Origin of the sequence: Streptococcus sp. 3109 (assembly GCF_013276905.1) — a bacterium.
Classification (GTDB): Bacteria; Bacillota; Bacilli; order Lactobacillales; family Streptococcaceae; genus Streptococcus.
Window position 1 is genome coordinate 26,916 of sequence record NZ_VMLY01000003.1, and the last position, 19,188, is coordinate 46,103.

General features: G+C 40.2%; 16 protein-coding genes and 1 pseudogene. 2 read left to right on the forward strand and 15 right to left on the reverse strand.

Going from position 1 to position 19,188, the window contains the following annotated elements; translation table 11 throughout:
• Positions 1-7 precede the first annotated feature (7 nt).
• From HT698_RS01905 to HT698_RS01975, 15 genes and pseudogenes are all read right to left on the reverse strand, one after another.
• The gene (locus HT698_RS01905) at positions 8-814 is read right to left on the reverse strand and encodes a metal ABC transporter permease (RefSeq protein WP_000950030.1); all 807 of its coding nucleotides are present in this window, start codon (positions 812-814) and stop codon (positions 8-10) included.
• Positions 807-1,511, reverse strand: coding sequence for a metal ABC transporter ATP-binding protein (locus HT698_RS01910; protein WP_001269496.1), 705 nt, complete (start codon positions 1,509-1,511; stop codon positions 807-809). Before HT698_RS01910 ends, HT698_RS01905 begins: the two co-directional genes overlap by 8 nt.
• The gene (gene adcR / locus HT698_RS01915) at positions 1,511-1,951 is read right to left on the reverse strand and encodes a zinc-dependent transcriptional regulator AdcR (protein ID WP_173218783.1); all 441 of its coding nucleotides are present in this window, start codon (positions 1,949-1,951) and stop codon (positions 1,511-1,513) included. The genes HT698_RS01910 and adcR overlap by 1 nt, the downstream gene beginning before the upstream one ends.
• Before the next feature lie 152 nt (positions 1,952-2,103).
• Positions 2,104-3,372, reverse strand: a complete 1,269-nt coding sequence (gene dltD / locus HT698_RS01920; protein ID WP_173218781.1) for a D-alanyl-lipoteichoic acid biosynthesis protein DltD — start codon at positions 3,370-3,372, stop codon at positions 2,104-2,106.
• A complete protein-coding gene (dltC, locus tag HT698_RS01925) occupies positions 3,365-3,604 on the reverse strand; it encodes a D-alanine--poly(phosphoribitol) ligase subunit DltC (protein WP_000351967.1) in 240 nt (79 codons plus the stop codon). The genes dltD and dltC overlap by 8 nt, the downstream gene beginning before the upstream one ends.
• Before the next feature lie 13 nt (positions 3,605-3,617).
• A complete protein-coding gene (gene dltB / locus HT698_RS01930; RefSeq protein ID WP_050256793.1) occupies positions 3,618-4,862 on the reverse strand; it encodes a D-alanyl-lipoteichoic acid biosynthesis protein DltB in 1,245 nt (414 codons plus the stop codon).
• A complete protein-coding gene (gene dltA / locus HT698_RS01935) occupies positions 4,859-6,409 on the reverse strand; it encodes a D-alanine--poly(phosphoribitol) ligase subunit DltA (protein WP_173218779.1) in 1,551 nt (516 codons plus the stop codon). Before dltA ends, dltB begins: the two co-directional genes overlap by 4 nt.
• 20 nt (positions 6,410-6,429) lie before the next feature.
• Positions 6,430-6,561 carry a teichoic acid D-Ala incorporation-associated protein DltX gene (locus tag HT698_RS01940; RefSeq protein ID WP_000813667.1) on the reverse strand — a complete coding sequence of 44 codons (132 nt, stop codon included), beginning with the start codon at positions 6,559-6,561 and terminating at the stop codon, positions 6,430-6,432.
• A 309-nt stretch (positions 6,562-6,870) separates the two neighbouring features.
• A pseudogene (locus HT698_RS01945) lies at positions 6,871-8,050 on the reverse strand (ryptide export MFS transporter).
• A 211-nt stretch (positions 8,051-8,261) separates the two neighbouring features.
• Entirely contained in the window at positions 8,262-9,839 is a 1,578-nt protein-coding gene (locus tag HT698_RS01950; protein ID WP_173218778.1) for an ABC transporter ATP-binding protein, read from the reverse strand.
• Between the two features lie 357 nt (positions 9,840-10,196).
• Positions 10,197-11,060, reverse strand: a complete 864-nt coding sequence (locus tag HT698_RS01955) for an Rgg/GadR/MutR family transcriptional regulator (protein WP_061438586.1) — start codon at positions 11,058-11,060, stop codon at positions 10,197-10,199.
• A 362-nt stretch (positions 11,061-11,422) separates the two neighbouring features.
• Entirely contained in the window at positions 11,423-12,127 is a 705-nt protein-coding gene (locus HT698_RS01960; protein ID WP_164226147.1) for an MIP/aquaporin family protein, read from the reverse strand.
• Between the two features lie 69 nt (positions 12,128-12,196).
• Positions 12,197-14,023, reverse strand: a complete 1,827-nt coding sequence (gene glpO, locus HT698_RS01965; protein ID WP_164226146.1) for a type 1 glycerol-3-phosphate oxidase — start codon at positions 14,021-14,023, stop codon at positions 12,197-12,199.
• A gap of 41 nt (positions 14,024-14,064) precedes the next feature.
• Positions 14,065-15,573, reverse strand: a complete 1,509-nt coding sequence (gene glpK / locus HT698_RS01970) for a glycerol kinase GlpK (RefSeq protein WP_049511829.1) — start codon at positions 15,571-15,573, stop codon at positions 14,065-14,067.
• Between the two features lie 158 nt (positions 15,574-15,731).
• Positions 15,732-17,159: a helix-turn-helix domain-containing protein gene (locus tag HT698_RS01975; RefSeq protein WP_173218776.1), complete on the reverse strand. Its 1,428-nt coding sequence runs from the start codon at positions 17,157-17,159 to the stop codon at positions 15,732-15,734.
• Between the two features lie 164 nt (positions 17,160-17,323).
• On the opposite strand from HT698_RS01975, the gene hslO reads away from it, so the two are divergent.
• Both hslO and dusB read left to right on the forward strand, forming a co-directional pair.
• Positions 17,324-18,196 carry an Hsp33 family molecular chaperone HslO gene (hslO, locus tag HT698_RS01980; RefSeq protein ID WP_112444698.1) on the forward strand — a complete coding sequence of 291 codons (873 nt, stop codon included), beginning with the start codon at positions 17,324-17,326 and terminating at the stop codon, positions 18,194-18,196.
• On the forward strand, positions 18,183-19,163 hold the full coding sequence (gene dusB, locus HT698_RS01985; RefSeq protein ID WP_000183308.1) for a tRNA dihydrouridine synthase DusB: 981 nt from the start codon (positions 18,183-18,185) through the stop codon (positions 19,161-19,163). Before hslO ends, dusB begins: the two co-directional genes overlap by 14 nt.
• Positions 19,164-19,188 lie beyond the last annotated feature (25 nt).

Genomic DNA, 19,188 nt, shown 5'->3' on the forward strand with positions numbered 1-19,188 from the left:
TAGTCTCCTATTTGATAAAACGTCTTACTAAACTAATGAGCAAGAAAACAGTTACAAAAATAATGGTAATACTTGCACTGGCAGGTGTTTCTGCATAGTAGGAAATGTAAAGTCCTGCTACCATTCCCAAAAATCCAATAGCACTGGCAAGCAGCATAACCGATTTAAAGTTTTTCCCCAGACGCAGGGCAATACTAGCTGGCAAGACCATGATGGTCGATACCAAAAGAGCTCCTGCAGCAGGAATCATAAGGGCAATGGCCACCCCTGTTACCATGTTAAAAAGAATAGACATGGTACGAACTGGCAAGCCATCCACAAAGGCCGTATCCTCATCAAAGGTCAAGATATACATTGGACGAAGGAAGAGGAAGGTCAAAATCAAAACAACCGCCGCAATGACAAAGAGGGAAATAACCTGTTCTTCGCTGATAGTCACGATTGAACCAAAAAGATACTGGTCCAAACTCATAGAACTAGAGCTTTTTCCCTTGCTCATGACAATCAGAGAAACAGCCAGACCTGTTGACATGAGAATAGCTGTCCCGATTTCCATAAAGCTCTTGTAAACCGTACGGAGATACTCCAAAAAAACCGCCGCAATCAAGACAATAGCAATAGTTGAAATAGTCGGAGAAATCCCTAGTACCAGACCAAAGGCTACACCTGAAAGCGAGACGTGGCTAAGAGTATCACTCATCAAACTCTGACGGCGCAAGATGAGGAAGGTTCCAAGAACTGGCGAGAAAAGACTCATGGCAATAACCGCCAGAAAGGCACGTTGCATAAAGTCATAAGATAACAAACTAAGCATGGCCCACCTCCTGATCATTCTCATGAACGTTGAAACAACGCCATGGCGAGTCTTGGTTACGAACTAGATGAATATTGCGATCCGCATAGTCCTTAACTTCTTCAGGATCATGAGTAATCATCAAAACAGCCTTGCCATGATGATGGGCGCTGTGATGCATGAGTTCGTAAAATTCGTTTTTACTTCCTGCATCCATCCCCGTTGTCGGCTCATCTAGGATAAACACATCTGGATCAGAAGCAAACATACGCGCGATTACCGCTCGCTGCTTTTGTCCTCCAGATAGAGAACCCAAGCGTTTGTCTCTGTGTTCCCACATGCCAACTGAGTCCAGACTAGCCTTGATATGCTCCTCATCATGAGCATTCAAGCGACGGAACCAGCCTTTTCGCGGATAGCGACCTGATTTGACAAATTCATAAACCGTACTTGGAAAACCTGCATTAAAACTGGCAATCTGTTGAGGAAGGTAAGCTATTCTCAATTTCTTACCCTGCGTATTTGTCTTTGAAATGGTCACCTTGCCAATGCGTGGCTGAAGGATTCCAAGACTTGCCTTGATTAGTGTCGTCTTAGCTGCCCCATTTTCCCCTGTCAAGGTAACAAATTCCCCACTATCAACACTATAATTGATATGTTCAAGAACGGGCTCCTTATCATAATAGAAGGATAAATCCTCTACCGTAATATATCTCATTATTTGATTTCTCCTACTAAAGCAGTCAAAAACCGCTGGATCACTTTTTGTTCATTTGGAGTAAACTGAGTCGCCACTTCTTCATAGGTTAAAAGTGTATGCTCATGGTGATGATGGTGCTCCTCAGCAATTGGACGAGCCAAATCAGTCAACTGATAAAAAATCACACGCGCATCCTTAGGATCTTTAGACGTTTCCAACATTCCTTCCTTGACCAAAGATTTAATGGCCTTGGTAACTGCCGCCTGACTGACATTGAGACGACGAGCCAATTCTGAATTGGTTAAAGATTCCTCCGACAAAAGCATGAGAATGTGCTCCTGGGTATTGGTCAGGGCCACCTCACTAGTGCAATGACCTATTAGGATTTCATGTTGGTTTTCCGCCTGTAAAATCACCTCATTCAAAAAGCCATCGATATCCTTCGCTAGCTGTCTCATATCTGACTCCTTTCCTTTTAGACTTCTCTTTTTTAAGAGAAAAATACTATTCTTTGACATTTTATTTACCAGTTAATTATATCACAAGCAAAAAAAGAGTCAAGAAAAAACGTGAAAATAGGCTTCATTCTTGAACTCTTCTATATTATGATCTATTGAAAGTCCTTGATATCTCCATCGTATGTCGCCCAATCTTTGCTGAAAAAGCGCTCATTCAAGTGGTAAGTCGGAGCTGGTGTGGGATTAGATAGGAAAGGATCAACTGCCTTGTCAAAAGCCAACCAACCCAACCAACCAAGGTGAATGGTATCCTTCATAAAGAAAGGCTCCCCGCCGTCATTAGAAAAATCTGCTATATTGGTAAACCCTTGACTCTCTAACTGGTAGCGAATCTTCTGCACCGTTTGTTGGTACATATCCTCTCGTAGACCAGCATAATCCATCCATTTTTTGTTAACAGGTGGAATGATAAAAATCGGGTTTACCTTGGATTTAGAAAACTGTGTTAACACCAACTGCAAGTCATTATACTCTGGCGATTTGAGGTAGGTAAAGTTTTTCTGAGAATCCTTTAATTTCTTCAAATCCTTCTTGATCTGCGTATTATAGAAATAATTTTCCATTCCCAGATCATTATTAGAAGTATTCTTTTCAGCATCTGCTTTAACAATATCTCCTATGACTTGATAAGAAAACTGGTCTGGCAAGGTCTTTAAATACTTAACTACATGCTTATCATAATTGACATAGCCTCTAACTGAAAACTGACCAAAAAAGGAAGCTTGGCGTTCATTAAACCGAGCCAATAATTCAATCATTTCATTGTCTGCTGTCGACAATTCTTCTTTACTTGCCAACTTCTGAACCAAATCCTTCATAGCTACGTTGGGAAACTGCTGTAGTAAGCGAGTCGCCGCATATTGGCTAGCCTGATCTCCAGATTGATGTTCCAGAAAACTGGTCAACTGGTCTCCATTAAAATACTGCTGGAAGGCTGCTGGCTCATAGCCATTTTTACTGAACCACTGAGGTGAGATAACATACACAACTTGTTTATTCTCTAGCTGTGGCAACATCTGTTGCATTCCAAAATACTGGTTAAGCGATGCAGCTCCCCTCTGTCCTAAAAGATAAGGACGGTAGGAGCGATTGTATTTCTCAGCTAATACCGCAGGATGAGCACCGTCAAAACGAAGCCATTCACTAGAGCCAAAGAAGGGAACAAAACGCATATTTGGATCAGATAGTGCTCTGACTTTTTGACTTCGCTCCTTAAAACTATCGATAGTAGTAGCCACCGCTGAACGCTTTTCAGCTCCTAGATTATGACGCATCTCAGTAGGATAAAAGAAAATGAGCAGAAAAACCAACAAACCAGCTATCAAGACCGGTCCGAAGATCATCCATAAGCGTTTAAGCATTTTGTAGCTCCACAATACCAGCTATGATTTTATTAGCTGTATTCCAGTCGTCGCGACCAAACTCTGTTACAGGGACTCGAATGTCAAAACGGTTTTCAATCTCTACAATCAACTCAACCGTTCCCATACTATCCAAGACACCTGCATCAAAAAGATCTTCATCCATCATGTCAGAAACATCTTCCATAAACAACTCATCAATAATTTCGATAACTTCTGATTTGATATCCATATTTTATTTCCTTTTATTTTTTAAACCATAAATCATTCAAGAATCCAGAAAAGATTAAGAATGACAGCATGACGACATGGAAGGTGACAACCATGCCAAGCAACTGAATCCAGCGATTCTCAGGTAGAGCAGGCTTCCCTGCTTTTTTCCGCTCCTTATTGAGCGTTTTTTTCTTGCGAACCCAAGCGTCATTGATGACCAAGCCTAATCCATGAAAGAGTCCATAGGCGATATAGTACCAAGTCACTCCATGCCAAAATCCCATAATCAGCATATTTACAATGTAGGCCACACTTGAGGTTACATTGCGATTTTTAAAGACCTTCTTTCTGGTCAATACCATCACCATCCGCATAAAGACAAAGTCACGGAACCAGAAAGATAGACTCATGTGCCAACGATTCCAAAACTCCTTTAAATCCCTTGATAAAAAAGGTTTGTTAAAGTTGATAGGGCTACGAATTCCCATCAAATTTGAAATGGCTAAAGCAAACATAGAATAACCTGCAAAGTCAAAGAAGAGCTCCAGACCAAAGGTATACATAACTGCCAAGGCATAGAGGTTAAAGAAGCCACCTGACTGTAGGGCTAGATTCTTCAGAGGAGGGAGTAAGGTCTCTCCTAAAACATGAGCCAGGATAAACTTATACAAAAAGCCCCACATGATATAGCGAACAGATTCATCCAGCATATCCATCAACTCATCTCGCTCAGGAATGGTCTGATAATTTTCATTGAAACGTTTAAAGCGATCAATTGGACCACTTGAAAAGGTCGGCATGAAGAGAAGGAAACGGAGGAATTCCCAGAGGGTAAAATCCTTAATCACTCCATCTCTCAGCTCGATGATAATCCCAACCGAACGAAAGGTCAGATAAGAAATTCCCAAAAATCCAAGCAAAGACTGCGTTCCATTGATAGCCGGCTGCACCTTGACAAAGATAATCGGAAGTAGGGATAGAAAGCTAACTAGGTAGAAGACCCACTTGCCATCCTTGCTTTTTCGATAATGCTTGTAGAAAAGCAGGAGCAATATTTCCCAGCAAAGGTAAATACCCAAGGCAGCTAGTTGATTGGTCTTTCCACCCACCAACATGGTGACGATAAAGAAGAGACTAACCAGCACTTCATACCAGGCAAAGCGTTTCTTGAAAAAGAGACCGATAAAGATGGGCAAGGTTGCAGCAATCACATAGACAAAATACTGAGGATTGCCGTATGGCTCTAAATGAGGAAGCTGTTGAAAGAACTCCATCATCTCTTATTCACCTCGTTAATCAATCCTTTGATGTCAATTTTTCCATTTGGAGTCAGTGGCAAACTGTCTCGATAAAGGAATTTAGACGGCATCATGTAGGACATCATGATGTCTGTTAAATCTTCCTTGATAGCCTTGGTAATATCAATATCTCGCTCAAACTGCTCACGAACACCGTCTTTCAAGATGACATAAGCCAATAGATTTTGCACCTTGTGGTCCTTATTATAGCGCGGTACTGCGACAGCAGACTCGATAAAGCGAGACTTATTGAGGTTTTGAGAGACATCTTCTAACTCAATGCGGTAACCGTTAAACTTAATCTGGAAGTCCATGCGTCCGCCGTAGAGAAGCAAGCCTTCATCTGTCATAGTTCCCACATCGCCTGTATGATAGGCTGGCAGACCTTCAAACTCAAAGAAGGCTTCTGCTGTTTTTTCAGGATTGTTCATATAACCTTTTGAAACAGCTGGTCCAGAAACAATGATTTCTCCCTGTTCACCATTTGGCAATTTATTTCCTTCCTCGTCAATGATAAAGGTTGGAGAATCAGCCTTGGTATAGCCGATTGGTAGACGTTTGAGAGTCGCTAACATCTCGCCTGTCACAGCAACGGCTGACAGAGCCACTGTAGCTTCTGTTGGACCGTAGGCATTGATGATACGGGCATTTGGGAAACGCTCACGTAGTTTTTGAGCCGTTTTAACCGTCAATTCTTCACCATCAAAGTAGAAATGCGTGATGCCAGGCATTTTCTCACTATTGAAGTCTTCTGACAGCATGGCCATATCCGCAAAAGAAGGGGTTGATGTCCAGATAGCGATTGGCAATGAAAAGATGGTAGCAAAGAGTTGCTTAAAGTCCTGAGTAATAGCTGAAGGAAGAGCGAAGAGCGTACCACCCAGTGCCAAGGTCGGCGCCCAGTACATGACAGACAGGTCAAAAGAATAAGGTGGCTGAGCCAGCATTTGCGGACGACTTGGCGTCGCAAATTCCTTATCCGTAATCATCCAGTTGGTAAAGCTGAGGAGGTTATCATGGGAAATCTGCACTCCCTTTGGCTTACCAGTCGTACCAGAAGTAAAGATGATATAGTAATTATCATCGCCCTTGACTGGATGCGTGATTTCATAGTTATTCCCTTGAGCAAAGGCTTCTTGAACCTGAGCTAGATTCATCATCGGTGTAGAAACCTGCTCTAATGGAAAGTCTGAAATGGCAATAATCAAACTTGGCTCCGCTACTTCTAAAATAGCTGAAACTCGCTCCAAGGCCGAATGGCTATCAATTGGAATGTAGGCGTGACCTGACTTAGTCAAGGCTACAAAAGTTGCCAACATTTCATATTCTTGACCACCAAAAACGACCACAGGAGACTTCTCTGGCAAATTCAACTGGTCAATAACTGCAGCCAAACTATCCGAATCAGCCTTTAAATCGCCATAAGTGTGTTCCTGCCCCAAAACATTATAAACAGGATAGCTAGGCTGGGTCTGAGCAAAATGCTCAATGGTTTCAATCATATCTGCTATTGGTTTATTTGACACAATAGGGATTCTCCTTCAAGTTAAAATTCATTATAGATAAAGCTTCCTTGACCCTGACCAAGATAGCTAAAGAAGTAAAGCAGCCCTAGAAAGATAAGAAAATACAAGGCTGTCCGACCAAGAAAGAGGTACAATTCTTTTCTCTGTTTCATCAAGAAAAACCATTCATTTCTGTAATTTTTGCTAAATAAGATAGACTCTTACTATAGTATTTTTCTACTATTGTACCACTTTATAGACTAGTTTTTCAATTGTTTACCGTACATTTTCACTAGATTTCAGTTTATTTTAAGAATTATGCGGTTTTTCTATGTATATTTCAAATAGAGTGATCCTGGGCAAAAACTCCATTTCAGGAGACAATGAAGGGAATCTTTCCATAATAAAACGCACAATATCAAGTTTTTCAACACCTGATACTATGCGCTTTTCTAATTTTTCAAGACTTTTTAACCAGTCTCTTATTTAAAATAATCTCGTCTGATATAAATTAAAATAGCTTCTATCATCAGACAAATGGCTGATAGCCAAAAACTGATGCTAATACCAAAACTCTCAGTAATATAGCTCATTAGCAAAACAAACACTGAAAATGCTAGTGTCGAAATCACTTCAAGAACGGAATAGACATTAACCAAATGATTTTCCTCTACTGTTTCCTGAAGAAATACAGTTTCAGGAACTTCTTTTAGTTGCGATAACATACCAACTAAAGCTGACAATAATAAAAACATCTGTGCGTTTGGAAAATATAGAATAGTCAGTGTCACTATTGCCATAGCTACAAGAGGAAAAAGAATACTTTCCCATTTAGCAGCAAGGAACTTTTCAGATAGCCTAAAAGCAATTAAGCCACTAATTATAATACCAATAGAGTATGCTGTATTAGAATATCCCCAGTAACTTTCCGTTTTATTTAATAACTCAGTTACAAAAACAAGCATAATGGAAGAAACCCAAATCGTATTTGAAAAAATTTCCAATAAATTTGCTGATACAAAAAGTCTTAATCTAGGATCTCTAGTAACTAAATTCCAACCTTTGAACAAAATTTCAAGATTAGTTTCTGACTCTAACACCTCCACTTCAGCCTTAGGAAGAAATAACATCAGAAAGCTAGAAATGATATACAAGATTAAAATGATAAACGTGGTAGGTAAGAGACCAATTGTTGCAAATAAGAGTCCACCTAATCCCCAACCCACCAATTGAACAGCTTCACCACTCATTGATAAGGCTGAATTAGCCTTACCCAAATCGGTCGCATAGCGTGGCCACAATAGCATAGGAAACAGGTGCTGCAAAACCATCTAATATGGAAATTACAACAACAAACAGATAGGTCACCAAAGGCGCTACTGATTGCATTAGTATAAACATCCCTACCAGTATTGATAATAATATAGTCTTTCCAAATTGGGATAAAGATAAAACCCTATTTAGCGCTAACCTTTTAGTAACCAAAGGAACTAAAAGACTCGCAACAAAAGAGGATATCCCTATTAAAATGGGAACTAGTGATGTGGCAATTACTGATTTTGAAATAATGTATATGTTAGCAATGATTGTTACTCTAAAGAAAATATCTGCTAAATTTGCAAACAATTGAGAGACTAACAACTTGACAAATGAATTAGACATGTAGCTCTCCTATAACATAAAAATATTTAACTGATAAATGGTATAGTAGACTTTGTTTGATAACTATTTGACACAAGATTAGGTGGTCAGAAATTGAATTTTTAACATTCCAACTTAGCCATCGTTTTTAGGTTTCACATCTTTAAATCAGCTAAAACAATCCATAATATAGCATATATATTATATCTGGCAAGATGCCAAACAAGTCTATTTATTTTATTCTATATTTTCCCAAATCAATTACTTGATTATAAACCGTTTCTGAATCAATATGATGAGCAACTTCAATCAAAATGATAGGCAACTGCAAAAGTAACTGGCGCACTTGATATGCATTGTCCTTGTCTAAGGATGATGTAACCTCATCCGCCAACACAATGTCTTTTTGTCGAAGCAGACAGCGAACTAATTCAAGTCGTAAACGTTGTCCACCTGAAATGTTTTCTCCATTGTTTATCAGTTGATAATCCAAGATATTGGTGATTTCATTCGTTAAGCCAACTTGTTCTAGGCAACAGAGTAATTCTTTATCTGAAATCTCCTGTCCTAATGTTAAATTTTCTCGGATTGTCCCATGTCTGAAAAATGGATTCTGAGAGATATAAGCGACATTCCCTTGATAATGAGTAAATTCTCGACCTGATTTATCACGGACGATAATTCTACCACTATTCGGACTTATCTTTCCTGCTACCAACTGTAGGAGAGTTGACTTTCCGGTACCACTAGCTCCCTTTATTAAAACTTTACTCGGCTTAGTTAATCTAAGTGACAAATCATAAAAGAGCACTTGCTCTCCAACCTGTTTTGAAACGCCCTCCAAAACTAGCTCAGCTAAAGATTCGACTGTCAGATATGATGTTTCTAAACAAGATTCTTCCAATAATGAAAATATTTTTTCTTTCACTGTTTGCGATCGCTGTATATCAGATATGCTATACATAATTCTTTGAATAGGTCCGCTAAGATTCATTGTAGCTATATACATAGAGACCAAACTAGCTGTTGTTAACTCTATACCACTCTTTTGTAATAAAAGACCAAGTGCAAGAGGTAGTACCTGACTAAGGAATTCTAAAGGACCATTGAAAAAATAAACGACATTGCTAGTCCATTCATTTTTCCAACGAGCATTCTCGTAACACTCGTTGTTTTTTCTCATCTTAGCAAAGTTTTCTTTACTAGCGCCATAAAAATATATCGTATCTGCTCCCTTAAAAAAATCTCCTACAGATAGATGAAAAGCTTTTTGCATTTCCGAAAAATTTGCACCACTTTTCATTAAACGATTATTCATTACCCATTGAGGTAATGGTCGAAGAAAAGAGAACACGATAAAAACAAGACCAAGCCAAAAATTTTGCACCAAAATAAAAACAATCGTTGTACAAAGTATAAAAACTCTTCCAACTATCATATCCAGGGGTAAAAAGAAGCGATTATAGAGCAGTTCCATATCTTGTGTAACAATTGAAACTTTTTCATCATCTACAACATTTTCTTTCAAAAATAGTTTCTTGATAAGCTGATCTTTTAAACGAATTTGCAGATGACGCTGCAGATTATTACTGACAAAATTTGCTAGCAACATCGTGCTATAAAAAAACAGGTGTAAACACAGGCCATATAAAACAAAGTATGAAATTGTACCAATTGTAAGTTGCTCTTCACGAATATTCAATAGCTTATCCAATAACAATGGCTTTATTAGAGCCATTCCGCTATTCAAAAGCACTCCTATTAAAAAATAGATAAAAATATTAGTTTTAATGTATTTTAGAAATTTCATAAATAAGCCTATCTAAAAGAAAGCGAATAGATATAAAAGCCTCAGTCTAAAAGTTATAAACAAATTAACTCCAACTGAGACTATACAATAATTTAATTAACCTATATATGATGCTGTTTATTAAGAGTGATTATTTTTACTATTGAAAAATAATTCTCCTGTTTCACTTTTCTTTCTTAAAATATATGGAGATAGAACTTGCATATTAAATACCTCAAAATTCATAATTATGGTGACAACTTCGAAAAATCCTATCGCTCAAATACAATGAACTGATAAAACAACCGTAATTGAAATTTCTAAAGACAATTCTACCAAAATATTATTTCGAGATACTTCCTTTCCCATATCTGCACACTACCCTTTATCTGCTAAAATTTTTTCTAAATGTCCCTCATAATTCTTTGCCAAATGGTTACTTCCCGCTAATTTCATTGCTCCAATACACTTCCTCATTTCAATAATTGCTTTACAATCCGTCTCTTTTTTATAGCGATATAGATATTGGGCATACTGGAATACCAACCGTTCATAAATTTCAGTTTCAGTGAAAAAGCATTGGTTTAGTCGTTTTTCAAAATACAAAGCATCAAGAAATTTTCCTCTTTCAATACATGTGATATATCCGTTCAATAGCATAGATGAAATCAATCGTCTATTATTAGGAATTTCTTTATAAAAATCAGAACGTCTGGACATCTCTCTAGCCAAAACCATAAAGACATCGTGTTTTAGGACATCTAAAGTATTTGAAAAAATCAATAATTCATAGTATCCCCAGTATTCAACACTAAAGAGATAGTCAGTTAGATAAGATAAATCATCACCAGAATAATAAGCTTCTCCAGATAAATCTTGTAAACGAATTTTTAATAAAATAATGTTAAGCTTATGAAATTTCTCTTGTTTAGAATCTGACTCCATCTGAGAATAAAGTAGTTTTTTCAACCCATCAACATCATGATTTGATACAAAATGCCTAATCTTTGATAAGAGTTCATTCAGTTCATCACGATGAAAATCATGAACAGCATACATAAATTCATCAATAGGCATGTTAATTTCATCCAAAATAGCCATAAATTTTGAAATGGTTAAATCAGTCTCTCCCTTTTCAAAACGTGAGAGCTGTGATGTTGATATACCAGCTTTTTCGACATCTTTTAAGCGAAACCCTCTAGATTCTCGAAACTTTTTAAAAATTTCTCCAAATTTTTTCATAATATCTCTCCAACAAGCATATATGGGAACAGTTTTTGATTTTTAATATTTTAGCATAAAATAGAAGAAAATAAAAGTGAGGTATTTCACATGAAAAAGCAAAAACTATTGTCTTTATTCTTCCTACTTTTTGAAGGAATTATTATTATCGTTGTTGGCTAGTACTAAGAAATTAGTTACTAAAATACTTACATCTTCAATCGAAAAAAGAGACTGGAGAAAAAGTCTTAAAAATCAGAAAAACGCATAATATCAGGTATTGAAAACTTGATACTATGCGTTTTATTGTGAGAAGATTTACTTCATTTTTTCCTGAAATTGAGTTTTCGCCCAAGCTCTAGCAATAATAGTTATTTTCTAAACTAGAAAAGGGAAAATACAAGAACAGCCAATGCTGCACCGATAACAGGTCCCACAACAGGAATCCAAGCGTAAGACCAGTCTCCGTCTCCCTTGTTTGAAATTGGCAAGATGCTATGCATGATACGAGGTCCAAGGTCACGTGCAGGGTTCAAGGCATAACCTGTTGTCCCACCTAGTGATAGACCGATACCAACAATCAAAGTCCCCACTGCGAAGGTTCCGATTCCTGCTTGAAGGTCATAAAGTCCCAAAGCAAAGATTGTTAATACCAATACAAAAGTTCCTAGGATTTCACTAATCAAGTTTGATACAGTATCTTTGATAGCTGGTCCTGTGCTGAAAGTAGCCAAAATGTTTCCTGCATTTTCTTCTGCCTCATAATGCGGTTTGAATTGCAACCAAACCAAAATCTGACCGAGCATAGCTCCTGCGAACTGAGCTAGGATGTAAGGGAAAACGGAAGCCCAAGGCAAACCACCTTTCAAGGCCACACCGATGGTCACAGCTGGGTTTAAATGAGCTGGACTGAGCTTGCCAGATACAAAGACCGCAACGGCAACTGCAATCCCCCAACCCATAGTAATCACAATCCAACCTGAGCTGTTGCTCTTGGTTTTTGGAAGAACCACACCTGCAACAACACCATTTCCTAGAAGAATCAGGATTAAAGTCCCTAAAAATTCTCCAAATAATTCACTCATCATTTTTCTGTCTCCATTAAAAAGAAGGGGCGGGCGACAAGGAGTCCTACCCTCCACCTCTTTTATTTTTTCTTAATTTTTTAATTCTGCTAAGTCATTTTGAGCGAGAGCCGCTTCGACATCCGCACGGTATCCTGCTTTTTCTTCTTCTGACCAATCATAGAATCGTCCCATTTCATCCAAAACTGGTTCAACGATGCTATCCAAGCTATCACGCATAAAAAGCATATGGTTGGTACGACGAAGAAGGAAATCAACTGGGCTCAGAGTCAACTCATTGCGCATTGCATAGTGAAGGGACAAGGTATCTGCCAAGCTGAGTCCTGGTGCTTGTTCTAAACTATGAGCAAGAGCAAAGACTTTCGGTGCATTTGAACCGTAGAGATTTGCGAGATAGTGAGCTTCCTTGCTATCCAAACCACGTGACACTCCAAGTTGCGCAAAGGCTTCGATTTCTGAGTCCACATTTGCTGGGTTCAATTCTCCACCTGAAACAGGGTAAGTCTTAGAGTTGATCAGTTTAAAGCTACGATCAAATTCTGCTTTGAGGATGTCAACCACGCGCTCCATAGCTCCTTCAGCCATCTTACGGTAGTCTGTGATTTTACCACCAGCAAGGGTCAAGAGACCATTATCATCTCGGTCCAAGCTAGAACCACGAGAAACTGCAGATGGGTCCAAATGTTTCTCAGATGTGCTGCTTTCAAGCTTGCTGACAGCAGATTCAACATCTTCACGCGTTTTTTCTTTAGAGAGATAAGATTCAACAGTCGCAATCAAGTTGTTAAAGCTTTCATCACTGATGGTTCCGTTATTTCCTCCATTGTAGTCAGAAGCGCTATTGCCTGCGATCAATGGGCGAAGACCTGCCCAGCTACTTTCGATATCATCAATGGTAATGTTAGCTTCTGGGAAGCGGTTGTTGACAATACCAAGTAGATAATCTACATCTTCCTGAGTCACTTTTGGATGTTCCAAATCACCTGTGTAATCTGTATCCGTTGTACCAAAGTAAGTCTTGTTTTCACGTGGGAGAACAAAGACCATACGACCATCACCCAAACCTGTGTCAAAGTAAACTGGCTGTGAAACCTTGATCTTGCTTGAATCCACGACTAGGTGAACCCCCTTAGTTGGGCGCATTTGTGAGAATTGTGTTCCCTTATTAGACAAATTACGCACCTTGTCGCTCCAAGGACCTGTTGTGTTAATCACCAGACGCGCCTTGATTTCAAAGACTTGGTCTGTCAAGAGATCACGAGCTACAACACCTGTAATCTTGCCACTTTCGTCAAAGAGGAAACCTTCTGCCTTCACGTGGTTAGCAATGAGGGCACCGTCTTGGTTAGCACGTTTGATATTTTCAATCACGAGACGCGCATCGTTGTTACGGAAGTCAAGATAAACTCCACCTCCTACCAAGCCTTCTTTCTTCAAGTTTGGCTGGCGTTCCAAGACTTGATCCTTGCTCAAAACCTTGTTTGCAGCTGGCGTGTTGTTAACTCCTGCCAAGAGGTCGTACAAGTCCATGGCTACTTTAAGACGGAAGAGGCTGAAGGTTGCTCCATCTTCATCGTAAACTGGTAAGAGCATTGGGTCCGGTTTTGGAATGTGTGGGGCAATTTGTTGAACCACTGCACGTTCAGAAACTGTATCTGAGACCACTTCTACGTCAAATTGCTTAAGGTAACGAAGTCCTCCGTGAACCAATTTAGTTGAACGGCTAGATGTCCCTTCTGCGAAGTCCTGCATTTCAATCAAACCAGTCTCAAGACCACTGGCTGCCGCCTGCAAGGCTACACCAGCCCCTGTGATTCCTCCCCCAATAATCAAGAGGTCCAGGGTGCGTTCCTGCATTTTTTTAATTGATAATTCACGTGTTTTCTTTGAAAATTCCATATTTACACACTTTCTAACTGAGTCGCTTTATTCTGCCAGTATTAGTCGTCTACTTCCGCAAAGACTTGCGTTGCTTTCACAGCCTTCTTCCAGCCCTTGTAGAGTTGTTCCTTGCGCGATTCGTTCATCGATGGCTCAAAAAGTTCTCCTGTCTCGTTCAAGAGTTTCAACTCATCCAAGTCTTTCCAGTAACCTACTGACAAACCTGCTAGGAAGGCCGCACCTAGAGCTGTTGTTTCCAAGTTTTTGGCACGTGCGATATCGATTCCCAAAATGTCAGCTTGGAACTGCATGAGGAAGTTGTTCATAGCTGCACCACCATCCACCTTCAAGACTTGGATAGCTGTCTGAGCATCCACTTGCATGGTGTCGATGATGTCACGCACTTGATAAGCGATAGATTGAAGAGTTGCCTTGATAAAGTCTTCCTTACTTGTTCCACGAGTCAAACCAAAGACAGAGCCGCGAGCATTTTGGTTCCAGTATGGTGCTCCTAGTCCTGTAAAGGCTGGAACTACATAAACTTCATCATCATTGTGAGAATCACGAGCGTATTTTTCAGATTCTGGTGAGTTCTCTACCATGCGAAGACCGTCACGAAGCCACTGAATGGCACTTCCTGCGATGAAGATAGAACCTTCCAAGGCATAGTAAACCTTGCCATTGATACCGTAACCAATGGTTGTCAAGAGGTTGTTCTCAGACAACTGCATCTCTTCACCAGTATTCATGATGATGAAAGAACCTGTTCCATAAGTATTCTTGACCATACCAGGCTCAAAGGCCAACTGTCCAAAGAGGGCTGCCTGTTGGTCACCAGCCATACCTGAGATTGGGACTTCTCCACCGTAGAAATGGAATGGGGCTGTCTTACCGTAGATTTCAGAGTTAGAACGAACTTCCGGAAGCATAGCCTTAGGAATGTTGAGAATTTCCAAAATCTCATCATCCCATTTAAGTTCTTTAATGTTATAAAGCATGGTACGAGCTGCGTTTGAGTAGTCCGTCACGTGAGCCGCACCGTCAGTCAATTTCCAAACCAACCACGTATCGATGGTACCAAAGAGCAATTCCCCTTTTTCTGCTCGCTCTTGAGCGCCTTCTACATGGTCCAAAATCCAACGAACCTTGGTCGCTGAGAAGTAAGCATCGATAATCAAACCAGTTTTTTCATGGAATTTTTCCACATAACCTTGGCTTTTTAGTTGTTCAGCCAAAGGTGCTGTCTGGCGTGACTGCCAAACGATAGCATTGTAGATAGGAAGTCCTGTTTTCTTATCCCAGACGACAGTTGTTTCACGTTGGTTGGTAATCCCGATTGCTTCGATTTGATTTGGCTTGACACCGCTTTCGATGAAAGCACCCGCAATAACTGACTGGACTGAGTTCCAAATTTCATTGGCATTGTGCTCAACCCAACCTGCCTGAGGGAAAATCTGAGTAAACTCTTTTTGGCTAGAGCTGACCTTTTCTCCTTTTTTATTAAAAATGATGGCACGAGAACTTGTAGTTCCCTGGTCAATAGCCATAATGTATTTTTCTTGTGACATGTGCTGTCCTCCTCATAAAGATCTTGAGGTGTTTCCTCTTTACACTTACTAGTATACAAAATAAAGCGCTTTCTTGTTTATCAACTTTTTTTAATTTTTTAAAAAATGTGAGGAGATTGTGTGAATTTCACAAAAAAGGCCTGGGTTAACCAAGCCTTTTAGGTAAATAATAACTGACGAATCCCTGCCAAATCTTCCATATCCAAATCATTTTTTAAATAATAGACTGGTGTTTGTTCCTTCTTATGAATCGGGTTATTGGTAACCAGCAAATCATAATGCCGAGTTCGGTCATAGGCTTCAATGGTAATAAAACGATTGTATTCCAAATACCGTTTTAAAATAGCAGCCATCCTTGAAAAGACAAGAAAACCAGATGTCAAATCAAGACCAATCCGCATATGCTGGCCACCATTTTCAGCCATATATTCGATTAACTGGAGCCATTCCCAGAGAATCTTCTTATCTAAGTCTGTCCCCTGATGAAAAGCAGGTAGAGCATGAAAAATCTCCTCTGCCGTTCCCCTAAAATCATGTTCCATCAGCAAATATGGATGACGATTCTCTAACTGGTACTTGTAGCGATCCTGTAAAATATAGCCCTTGTATAGATAGACTTGAGCACAAAGCTGACTGAGTTCATAGGTGACATGGTCCTCTGTATAACCGCCCAGCAACTCCTCCTTCTTCATTTCTTGAATCAATTGCGTCAGCAAATCTACCAACTGCCCTCCAAAACCAAGGATATACTCCATAGTATGAAGAGGAAGAATGCGATGAGATAGGAGGAAAGAGAAGAAAATCATCATCTCACCATCTTCAGTCCCTAGAGGAATATGTTGCCCAGCAAAAAAAGACGAGGTCTTTCTCAGCAAACGAAGGTAGAAAATATTGTCAAAATACCCTCGCATTTTCTCTTCTATCACTTGAAACTGACAGGCATTAACCCGAAGACGTTGTTGACTGATATGAGCCCAGAGAACCAAGTCCAATTTCTGCCCTGAAGACAAACTTGCACCGCAGATTTCTTCTAAAGTGGCAATCTCCTGCTTTCTCTCTGGTTTCTGCATGTGACCTTCCCACTCCTGACTGGACCAAACCTTGCGGAAAAGACAGAAATAGAAATAGCGAATTTGATGTTCTGGACCTCGCCACCGTCCATTTTGGATGGATAAGTCAAATTCTGACAAAATCTGATTTAGACTAGCTAAGTGGCGACCAAGCGTAGCCTCACTAATCATCAATTCTTGAGCCAGCTGATGGGCTAAAAACTGTTGGTGGTAGAGAAGATAAACAAGAATCTGGTATTTAACCGCATTCTCCAAAAACAAACTCCGAATATCTCTCCCCTTGGTAGCTGCACCAATCGACAAACGCAGATTTTCATCTTGTAAGTGGATTGTCAGCTCTAAATCACTGTCCAAAGCCTTGTCATTGAGCAGGGTGACATATTTGGTTAGGGTTGCTTTTGAAAATCCTGTTTCCTCCATTACAGCCTTGACGGTCGTCTGAGACTCTTGTAATAGAAAGGAAAGGATTGAAAATTGGCCAGATTCGGCCTTTTCCATCAAATCTCCTAAATACATTTGTTACCCCTTTCATTTTCTATCTTAAGCATAGCATAAATCTTACAAATGCTGAAATAATCTGTTTCTCTTTTTATTTTCATGCTGATTTCTTGGTCCATTATCCTGAAAATCAGTAAACACACGGCTCCCCCTTTGGGCATTTTTATGCTAAAATAGTAGCTATGGATAAAATTATTAAAACTATATCAGAAAGCGGAGCCTTTCGTGCTTTTGTCCTTGATAGCACAGAAACCGTCCGCACTGCTCAAGAAAAACACAAAACCCAAGCTAGCTCAACTGTAGCGCTTGGTCGAACTCTTATCGCTAGCCAGATTCTCGCAGCCAATGAAAAAGGAAATACCAAACTAACAGTTAAGGTGCTGGGTTCTAGCTCTCTAGGGGCTATTATCACCGTCGCTGATACCAAGGGGAACGTCAAAGGTTACGTTCAAAATCCTGGTGTTGACATCAAAAAGACTGCAACTGGTGAAGTCCTAGTCGGACCTTTTGTTGGAAATGGTCAATTTCTCGTTATCACAGACTACGGCATTGGAAATCCTTATACTTCCTTGACCCCACTCATCTCTGGAGAGATTGGAGAAGACCTTGCTTTCTACCTGACTGAAAGCCAACAAACCCCTTCAGCAGTCGGTCTCAATGTCCTTTTGGACGAGGAAGATGAGGTCAAGGTTGCAGGTGGTTTCCTAGTTCAAGTCTTGCCGGGAGCCAAGGAAGAAGAGATTGCTCGCTTTGAAAAACGCATCCAAGAAATGCCAGCTATCTCGACCCTTCTCGAAAGTGAAGACCATATCGAAGCCCTCCTCAAGGCTATCTACGGTGACGAGGCCTACAAGCGTCTTTCTGAAGAAGAAATTCGTTTCCAATGTGACTGTAGCCATGAACGCTTTATGAACGCTCTTGCTAGCCTTCCAAGCTCAGACTTACAGGAAATGAAAGAGGAAGACCACGGAGCAGAAATCACTTGTCAATTCTGCCAAACTACTTACAACTTTGATGAAAACGACCTGGAGGAACTCATTCGTGACAAATCTTAATACACCTTTTATGATTGGTAATGTTGAGATTCCCAATCGTACCGTTTTAGCACCCATGGCTGGCGTGACAAACTCAGCCTTTCGTACTATTGCAAAAGAGCTCGGAGCTGGACTCGTTGTCATGGAAATGGTCTCTGACAAGGGAATCCAATACAACAACGAAAAAACCCTGCACATGCTTCATATCGATGAAGGCGAAAACCCTGTTTCTATCCAACTTTTTGGTAGTGATGAAGACAGCCTAGCACGCGCAGCAGAATTCATCCAAGAAAACACCAAAACCGATATCGTCGATATCAACATGGGCTGCCCAGTTAATAAAATCGTGAAGAACGAAGCTGGCGCTATGTGGCTCAAGGATCCAGATAAGATTTACTCTATCATCAACAAGGTCCAATCTGTCCTTGATATTCCACTTACTGTCAAAATGCGTACCGGCTGGGCTGACCCATCTCTCGCAGTAGAAAATGCCCTCGCTGCTGAAGCAGCAGGTGTTTCTGCCCTTGCTATGCATGGCCGTACCCGTGAGCAAATGTATACAGGTCACGCAGACCTTGAGACTCTCCATAAAGTTGCTCAAGCTTTGACCAAGATTCCATTCATCGCCAACGGTGACATTCGTACGGTCCAAGAAGCCAAACAACGCATCGAAGAAGTCGGTGCTGACGCAGTCATGATTGGCCGAGCTGCTATGGGAAATCCTTACCTCTTCAACCAAATCAACCACTACTTTGAAACAGGAGAGATCCTCCCTGATTTGACCTTTGAAGACAAGATGAAAATCGCCTACGAACATTTGAAACGCTTAATTAACCTCAAAGGAGAAAACGTCGCAGTTCGTGAATTCCGCGGCCTCGCTCCTCACTACCTCCGTGGAACATCTGGTGCTGCCAAACTCCGTGGAGCCATTTCACAAGCTAGCACTCTAGCAGAGATTGAGGCTCTTTTGCAATTGGATAAAGCTTAATAGACCAAAACCCGTAACTCTCTTA